At 47.5% G+C, this 8,465-nt stretch carries 9 protein-coding genes; 6 read left to right on the forward strand and 3 right to left on the reverse strand.

Annotated elements, in window-relative coordinates; translation table 11 throughout:
• The 3 genes from NG833_RS28950 to modA all read right to left on the reverse strand — a co-directional run.
• Positions 1-1,133: substrate-binding domain-containing protein (locus NG833_RS28950; protein ID WP_254568730.1), on the reverse strand; the 1,133-nt coding region annotated here is incomplete at its 3' end.
• Positions 1,134-1,835: 702 nt separating this feature from the next.
• On the reverse strand, positions 1,836-2,486 hold the full coding sequence (modB, locus tag NG833_RS28955) for a molybdate ABC transporter permease subunit (RefSeq protein WP_254568731.1): 651 nt from the start codon (positions 2,484-2,486) through the stop codon (positions 1,836-1,838).
• Positions 2,483-3,262: a molybdate ABC transporter substrate-binding protein gene (gene modA / locus NG833_RS28960; protein ID WP_254568732.1), complete on the reverse strand. Its 780-nt coding sequence runs from the start codon at positions 3,260-3,262 to the stop codon at positions 2,483-2,485. Before modA ends, modB begins: the two co-directional genes overlap by 4 nt.
• A gap of 339 nt (positions 3,263-3,601) precedes the next feature.
• On the opposite strand from modA, the gene NG833_RS28965 reads away from it, so the two are divergent.
• The 6 genes from NG833_RS28965 (at position 3,602) to NG833_RS28990 (ending at position 7,644) form a co-directional block, all read left to right on the forward strand.
• Positions 3,602-4,717: an S-(hydroxymethyl)glutathione dehydrogenase/class III alcohol dehydrogenase gene (locus NG833_RS28965; protein WP_254568733.1), complete on the forward strand. Its 1,116-nt coding sequence runs from the start codon at positions 3,602-3,604 to the stop codon at positions 4,715-4,717.
• Positions 4,714-5,562 (forward strand): S-formylglutathione hydrolase, encoded by an 849-nt coding sequence (gene fghA / locus NG833_RS28970; protein ID WP_254568734.1) that lies wholly within the window; start codon positions 4,714-4,716, stop codon positions 5,560-5,562. The genes NG833_RS28965 and fghA overlap by 4 nt, the downstream gene beginning before the upstream one ends.
• A 289-nt stretch (positions 5,563-5,851) precedes the next feature.
• On the forward strand, positions 5,852-6,148 hold the full coding sequence (locus NG833_RS28975; protein ID WP_254568735.1) for a hypothetical protein: 297 nt from the start codon (positions 5,852-5,854) through the stop codon (positions 6,146-6,148).
• A gap of 304 nt (positions 6,149-6,452) precedes the next feature.
• The gene (locus tag NG833_RS28980; protein ID WP_309143894.1) at positions 6,453-6,683 is read left to right on the forward strand and encodes a hypothetical protein; all 231 of its coding nucleotides are present in this window, start codon (positions 6,453-6,455) and stop codon (positions 6,681-6,683) included.
• 179 nt (positions 6,684-6,862) lie between these two features.
• Complete coding sequence (locus NG833_RS28985; protein WP_375293981.1) at positions 6,863-7,093, forward strand: Ig-like domain-containing protein; 231 nt, start codon at positions 6,863-6,865, stop codon at positions 7,091-7,093.
• A 293-nt stretch (positions 7,094-7,386) separates the two neighbouring features.
• Positions 7,387-7,644 carry a hypothetical protein gene (locus NG833_RS28990; protein WP_254568738.1) on the forward strand — a complete coding sequence of 86 codons (258 nt, stop codon included), beginning with the start codon at positions 7,387-7,389 and terminating at the stop codon, positions 7,642-7,644.
• Positions 7,645-8,465: the final 821 nt, after the last annotated feature.

Below are 8,465 nucleotides of genomic sequence, written 5' to 3' on the forward strand. Positions count from 1 at the left end.
CCAGTTTGACGAGTATCATAGCCCCCTAACCCTTGCAGTTGAGACCGCACCGACTGATGTCCCAAGGTACTCAGTAATTGTTGCACCGCAGTCTCTTCTAAATCCGTCTTGAACACCACTAAATCATAGCGAGCCTGATGCAGGGGAATAAACCCCAACCCAAAAGCAGCAGCAACAGAGGCGGTACTGACCCCAGCAGCGACTTTTCCCGATGCCACGGCGACTGCCACCTCTAAATGTCCTGTCACCATCTGGTCAAATCCTTGAATTGCGGCAAAGGGAATATTTTCCCCTTGAAGTGCTCTCTCCAACACTTGCCGACTCCCTGCACCCACTTCCCGATTGACAATTGTAATTTCAGGTTGAGCCAAATCCGCAACAGTTTTTAAATTAAAGGGATTATCGGACCGAACCAGCAATCCCTCCTCCCAAATTCCTAAATTAATTAAAACCACCGCCCGATTCTTTCCAGGAATCGGTGGCATCTTCTTCAGGGCTGCTGTCACAAACGATACATTATGTGCGTTTGCTTCTGGATCATATAGATGCATTCCAGCGATGTGAATCTCGCGGCGACAAAGCTGCTGTAGCGCTTCCGTACTATTCTTAGAGAGACAATGTATCCGTAAGTCTGGATGCCAATGTTCTGCGGTTCTCGCCCAGAGAGAAAGTGCGGGAGAGCATCCGGCGATCGCCAGAGTCTGTTGCCATCGTTGGGGTTGATTGAATCCCTGAACCGCCATTGTTGCCGAGTGCGGTGTCCGTATCCCTTCCCCATCCGCTGGAATCATCTCCAGGCGAAAGGCATCTGCACCGATTAAAGGGTGGGCAACCCAGCGGCGATCGACAGACACCAAACTCACTCTTAACCGTTGACCAACGGGCATATTTTGAGCCGGAATAGCCGTCATTTCTGTCGGGTCCTGTTCTAACCAAAATAACTGTTCCACCGGGCAGCCGAGGGCTTTTGCCAGTCTCAGGGCGACGGTCGTTGAGGGTGCATATTGTCCCGATTCAACCCCACTAATCGTCTGACGAGAGACACCGGCGACTGCCGCCAAATCTTGTTGACTCAAACCTAACCGCTGTCGAATCTGTTTTAAACTATTGCAAAGATTAGCATCTGCTTTCATACGGAATCGGGTATTCAAGGATTAGCCCTCTCAAGGTGTTCAATTTAAAAACAAAAAAAAGCGAACTCATGTAGCCGCGCTTCGAGAAGCGCCTGAATTGATGTTCAATTTAACAACAAAAAAGAGTGAGTTCATGTAGCCGCGCTTCGAGAAGCGCCTCTCCAGTTCAAATGTCCAACAAAAAAGAGTGAGTTCATGTAGCCGCGCTTCGAGAAGCGCCTGTCCAGTTCAAATGTCCAACAAAAAAGAGTAAACTCATGTAGCCGCGCTTCGAGAAGCGCCTGTCCAAATGTCCAACAAAAAAGAGTAAACTCATGTAGCCGCGCTTCGAGAAGCGCCTGTCCAAATGTCCAACAAAAAAGAGTAAACTCATGTAGCCGCGCTTCGAGAAGCGCCAGTTCAAATGTCCAACAAAAAAGAGTAAACTCATGTAGCCGCGCTTCGAGAAGCGCCTGTCCAAATGTCCAACAAAAAAGAGTGAACTCATGTAGCCGCGCTTCGAGAAGCGCCTGAATTGATGTTCAATTTAATCACAAAAAATGGTTATTTCATGTACAGGCGCTTCCCGAAGCGCCCCTACAAATACACCTTGACAGGGCTAGGATCTATCAAAACCCGCACCCTAAAGGGTGGGGCTATACGAACAAAGCCCGCCTGCGCGGGCTAAAGAGTAAAAACGACTTTTAATACCCGGATTTGGTATCATTGGTTTTCCTGAGCATTTTCCAACAATCTAACTCCCCACAACAAAGTAAAGGCGATGACAGTCATCATCAGCACCATTTGATTGGCGCGTTGATAATCCTGCATTTGAACCGCATCATAAATAGCCAAAGGTAACGTTTGGGTGCGCCCGGGAATACTGCCTGCCACCATCAGAGTTGCCCCAAATTCGCCTAACCCTCGGGCGATACTTAAACCAAACCCTGCCAATACTCCACGATAGGCTAAGGGTAGACTAATTAGCCATAAAACTTCTAGTTCCGATGCGCCTAAAGTGCGGGCGGCAGCTTCTAGTTCAGGGTCAACACTGGCGATCGCCACTCTTGTGGATTCCACCATTAACGGGAGTGAGACTACTGTGGAGGCGATCGCCGCAGCTTGCCAAGTAAATAATAGATCAATTCCCAACCCCTCTTTAATCGGACTCCCTCGCCCTAATACCAGCAATAACCCATAACCCACCACACTCGGAGGCAGGACCAAGGGTAAATTTAACACCGTCGAAACCAATAGTTGTCCTGGGAAACGGGTTCTTGCCAAGAAAATGCCTAACCCTAACCCTAAAGTTAAGATGGCTAGGCTGGCAACTCCTATCACTTGTAATGACAAAAATAAGGGTTGCCAAATCATTTTAAAGGGTCCTCTCCCGGCAAAATAACTCCATGTTTTTGCATAAGAGGTCTACTTTTAAAGCTATTAATAAACAGAGCAAATTGCTCGGCAATCTCAGGATACTGGGCAGTCTTAGGGACAACTAACATCTGCTCAATGGGTTGATGTAAATCTTCGGAAATTAAGCTCCATTGACCCGGACGATTCAGGCTGAGGGATAATGCGATAATCGCCACATCCACATTGCCAGTTTCTGCATATTGCTGAGTTTGCCTGATGTTTTCCCCTAAGACTAACTTGGGCTGAATTTCCTCCCAAATTCCTATAGATTGCAAGGCTTGTTTGGCCGCAATCCCGTAGGGGGCGTGATCTGGATTGGCAATGGCAATTCGTTCAATTTCTGAGCTTGTTAAGTCCTGGAGTTCTTTTATAGGAAGGGAGCTATCTTCCCGATGCCACAGGGTAATTCGTCCCACCCCGTACAATGCTTTTGTTTCAGAGAAAACTAGCTCTTTTTTGTCTAAATCCTCAATAGATTTTTTATCGGCTGCCACAAATAAATCAACAGGCGCACCTCGTTCAATTTGTTGTGCAAGTTGCCCAGTGGAACCCAAGTTAAGCATCACTCTATTCCCCGTTTCCTGTTCCCAGAGTTTGGCGATCGGGGGTAAGACTTGATTCAAACTTGCCGCTGCGGAAACCGTGAGGGTCACAGGGGCAGAGGAGGAGTCAGGCGGCTGGGTCCCCGTAGATATCCCACAAGCGACTAGCAGGGTGAGTAGAGCATAACCCATATATCTAAGCAGTTTTCGCCGATATTGTCCCATAGTTGTTGCGGTTGACCGGAGTTGGCATTTTGCTATTATACTGGCATCCTGCTAAAATACTTGCATAATCAGGGGTCTGCAAAAACCCGCACCCTGAAGGGTGGGGCTACACGGACGAAGCCCGCCTGCGCGGGCTAATTTATAAAAACGACTTTTGATAACCGGATTTGGTATCCGATCGCGATCGCTACCTAATCCCACCCTAAATACAATTCTGGTGAATGCGATGCCCCCCTATAGGGTAGATTCTCCGCTAAAATCAACAAAACTGCTTCTTCTCACAAAAAAACCAAAAACGAGATAATTATGGACATACAAGCCGCCGTTGCTTGGCAAGCTGGAGAACCTCTAAGTTTAGAAACCGTCCAACTTGAGGGTCCCCAAACCGGAGAAGTTATGGTGGAAATCAAAGCTACCGGCGTTTGTCATACCGATGCCTATACTCTATCTGGAGCAGACCCCGAGGGACTATTTCCGGCTATCCTCGGCCATGAAGGGGCTGGAGTTGTGGTGGAAGTCGGCGAGGAAGTCAAAAGCCTGAAAGTAGGCGATCGCGTCATTCCCCTCTATACCCCTGAATGTCGTCAATGCAAATACTGTCTCAGCAACAAAACCAACCTCTGTCAAGCAATCAGAACCACCCAAGGCAAAGGAGTCATGCCGGATGGCACCAGTCGCTTCTCCCTCAACGGTGAAAAAATCCATCACTACATGGGCACATCCACCTTTGCCAACTTCACCGTTCTACCAGAAATCGCCGTCGCCAAAATCCGGGATGACGCCCCCTTCGAGAAAGTCTGTCTAATCGGTTGTGGAGTCACCACCGGCATTGGGGCCGTCATCAACACTGCCAAAGTCGAACCGGGGTCCAATGTCGCCGTCTTTGGATTAGGGGGAATTGGACTGAACGTCATCCAAGGAGCGCGTTTAGTGGGAGCCAACCAAATTATTGGCATTGACCTCAATCCGGACAAACGGGACCTCGCTGAAAAATTTGGCATGACTCATTTCATCAACCCCAAGGATGTAGATGATGTTGTTGCAGCCATTATCGACCTCACCGATGGCGGTGCGGACTACAGCTTTGAATGTATCGGCAACGTCAACGTCATGCGTCAGGCCCTCGAATGCTGTCATAAAGGCTGGGGCGAATCTGTAATCATTGGCGTCGCAGGGGCGGGCCAAGAAATTAGGACCCGTCCCTTCCAACTCGTCACCGGACGGGTTTGGCGAGGAACCGCTTTTGGTGGAGCCAAAGGTCGCCGGGATGTGCCTAAAATCGTCGATTGGTACATGGATGGTAAAATCGACATCGATAGTCTGGTCTCCCATATCATCCCCGTCAATCGTATCAATGAGGCTTTTGACCTGATGCATACCGGGGAAGCCATTCGCACCGTTATCACCTTCCCGGAATCATGACCCTTACCCTAAATCAGCAGAGTCGTTCCTTTGGTGGAACTACCCAGTTTTATCAGCATTCCTCCCAATGCTGCGACGCTCCCATGCGGTTCTCGGTTTATATTCCGCCCCAAGCCGCCCAGCAGCCGGTTCCCATTCTGTATTGGCTATCGGGGTTAACTTGTACGGAGGAAAACTTTATGAGTAAAGCTGGAGCCCAACGTCTAGCCGCCCAATATGGCTTGCTGTTGGTCGCCCCGGATACCAGTCCCCGCAATCTGGGACTTCCGGGAGAAGAGGACCGCTGGGATTTCGGGAGTGGGGCCAGCTTCTATGTCGATGCCACGGAATTGCCCTGGGCGAAGCATTATCAGATGTACCGCTATGTCACGGAGGAACTTCCCGCCCTGATTGAGAAGAATTTCCCAGTGGATCCGACTCGTCAGAGTATTTTCGGTCATTCGATGGGGGGACATGGGGCGCTGATCTGTGCCTTACGCAATCCCTCCCGTTATCAGTCGGTTTCCGCCTTCGCCCCCATTACAGCCCCCATGTGTTGTCCTTGGGGGGAAACGGCATTTGGGGGCTATTTGGGGGAGAATCGTCAAACTTGGGCTGCCTATGATGCGAGTGAGTTGGTGAAGACTTCGGCTTGGCGGCGTCCGATTTTGGTTGACCAAGGGGACGCGGATTCGTTTTTGGCCCAAGGTCAGTTATTACCGGAACGGTTTGAGAGGGCTTGTCAGCAGGCTGGGATTGACCTGCGGTTACGGATGCGATCGGGGTACGATCATAGTTATTACTTTATTGCCAGTTTCATCGATGACCATCTCCGCCATCATGCGGAGGCGTTAGGTTGTTTTTAGGAGCTTGGGGTGAGTTGCAGCGGGTAGAGTCAACTGGGGAATTCTGCCGCCTGATGCGATCGCAAAGCGTCTCAATCAAGGAGAATCGCCTCTCAACCTGGACCACTCCATCTTTGACGAAAGCTGCATCAACAGGCGGTTGCCAGTCTGGACGAGACCGACCGTGACACCGGCTAGAAAACTGAAACTGATTGCAGGTTGTTGGTGGCGATCGCGTTGAACAACATCCCAGCCGCCTAAAATACATTGCAACAAGGCCAATGCTTTAGGCGTTCCCTATGTCCAAATTGTGGCGGGAATTGCTCCAGAGGCGCTCAATCATCTCCCAGAACCGGATGCCATTTTCATTGGCGATGGACTTACCACACCGGATTTGTTAGAAACTTGCTTGACAACTCTTCGTCCCGGTGGTATCTTAATTGCCAATCCGGTCATAGTCGAGAGCGAGCAAATGCTATTTCAGTGGCACGGTAAGCTGGGAGAAAACCTGACCTGCATTGCCATTCAGCGGGCAGAACCTGTCGGTAAATTTCTAGGCTGTAAGGCAATGGCACCTGTGACACAGTGGGATGTAGTCAAGGGATAAACCATGAGTCTGAAAATATGCTGAAAACTTCTCGCTATCCACCTTTAGCCGTCTATTATGTGAAAAGTTTCTACCGAAGTGCCACCATTGGGGTATTATGCTGAATCATTCTGCCTATCCACCCAAATTGGGATCTTAGGCGGAAAATTTCAGCCTATTAATAGTTAGGCTGATTTAATGGTAGGTACGAGCCATGTTTCAAACTTGTTAGTGATATTTAACTTACTTGAACAGCTAAATTGATGCAGCAAGTTTTAGATGAATCTTTGAGAGGGATAGGCTTATTTGGGATAGGGTAAAACAGATCGAAAAACTTGGAGAAGGTGGGATGGGTGAAGTTTGGCTGGTGTATGCTCCATCTCGTGCTGCTCAGTTTGCCGCCAAGAAACTACATCCTCACCTATTACGAGATAAAGACCTAAAGAGATTTAATAGAGAGATCAACAACCTCCTACTATCGCTCCAGCATCAAAACATTGTAAGAATTATTGATGTCTCTGAAGATCCAAACTTACCTGGATACATGATGGAGTAAAGTTTAAATGCTAAACCTTAGTCTAGCAAATTTCGGGCTAATCTACCAGGAAACCATAGGATAACCTAAAAAAAACTTAAACGGCAGTTATCACATCAATTTCCAATTTTAATTTCCGCGAAATTCTAGAAATTTACTATCTCAACGGAGACAATAACTTTACTCAATAGCCCCCAGAAATTACCGCTACCCCCGGGGGTTCGGTTCGCATCAGTTCCACTTATTTATATCAGTTACCTCGGACGGATTCTGATGGCGATCCGTTGACGGTTAACTTCGTTCAATCTCCCACCGGAATGCAACTGAATGAGTGGGGTCGCATCGTCTGGACACCGACTCCCAATCAATTCGGTTCTCATCCGATTTCTCTAGAAGTTAGTGATGGCGAAGATACTACCACTTTATCTTGAAGGTTAAATGTCAGCGATCAAACTTTTAATCGTCCACCTAGCATCACCTCTACTCCAAATTTAATTACCAAGTTAGAACCTGGACAGTGAAAAGTTCTGTATAACCCCAAGTTGGTCGCTCATGGGGCCACAGAAAAAATGGACCGGCATAAAGCCAGTCTATAAGTCATACTGGTAAGTATTCTAAGCCTAACCAGTGTTTCCATTATGCCCCCAAAAGAGCGAATTTACCTTCCCTCCAAAGTCTACGGTCTGCATTCAGCCGTGAGGCGGCGTTTGAATGGTTCGTGATTATGGTCTGGGGCATTCTGTTATGCAACCGGACCCCCGCCATCACCAGTTATCTGAATGCAGTGGGCCTAAGTCAATTCTACTATGACCATGCTCTCCATTGGTTTCACGCTACAAGTTGGAGTGCCAAAACATTATCGCTCCAATGGCATCAATGGTTGATTTCTCATGAAAATGTCAAACGGTTGAAGGGTCAACCTATTTATGTTGGGGATGGCATTAAAGTCGCGTTCATAAGGCCGAAAAATGCCCCTAGTTAAAAAATTACACCAAGAATCAGGTAATGTGACGAAACCGGAATGGATTCGGGGTCATTATTTTGGAGCTATTAGTCTTTTATTACAATCCGGGGATTCTTTAGTTGCTGTCCCAGTTACGTTCGTTCCTTCAAGATGGACTTCAAACACTTGATGTAAATTCCCCCACTTTAGTTGATAAAATGTCCGGCTTATGTAGGGCTTACATGAAAGCTGGAAGTTACGCCATCTTAGATGCCTATTTTGCTTCAAAAAAATTAATTAAGCAGTTTCGGTCCGATTCAATTCATTTAATTACTCGGGTCAAGATTAATACGGTCGCCAAGCATCCGTTACCACCGTCCCCCGTGAAAAAAGGTCCGGGCCGACCTCGCATTTGGGGAAAAAAGCTGGAATTACGCACGTTATTTAATGACCCAAATTCTTTAAGGACTGAATCGTTATCCCTTTATGGAAAAAAACAGAAAGTCAGTTATCATACCCTAGATTTACATCTTCGTCTGTCCCGAAAATTTAGGGTGTTTTGTTTTAGTATTGTGGCCCGGATGAAAACCCAGCATTCTGCTTTCAACAGACCTGGATTTATCGGGAGGAGAAATCATAACGGCTTATAGTTGGCGGTTTAAAATTGAAGTGACTTTTCGGACCTTAATCGAGCTTTTATCCGGCTTCAACTATCGGTTTTGGATGAAAAATATGGCTCCATCTTCCCGAGGCACTAAAAATATGAATATCCAAGACTACCCTGATAAAGACCGGGTGAATATCCAAGATAAAATAGAAGCATTTGAACGATTTGTCATTCTTATTGCTTTAGTTTTAGG

The organism is Oscillatoria sp. HE19RPO (assembly GCF_024220515.1).
GTDB lineage: Bacteria > Cyanobacteriota > Cyanobacteriia > Cyanobacteriales > Laspinemataceae > Laspinema.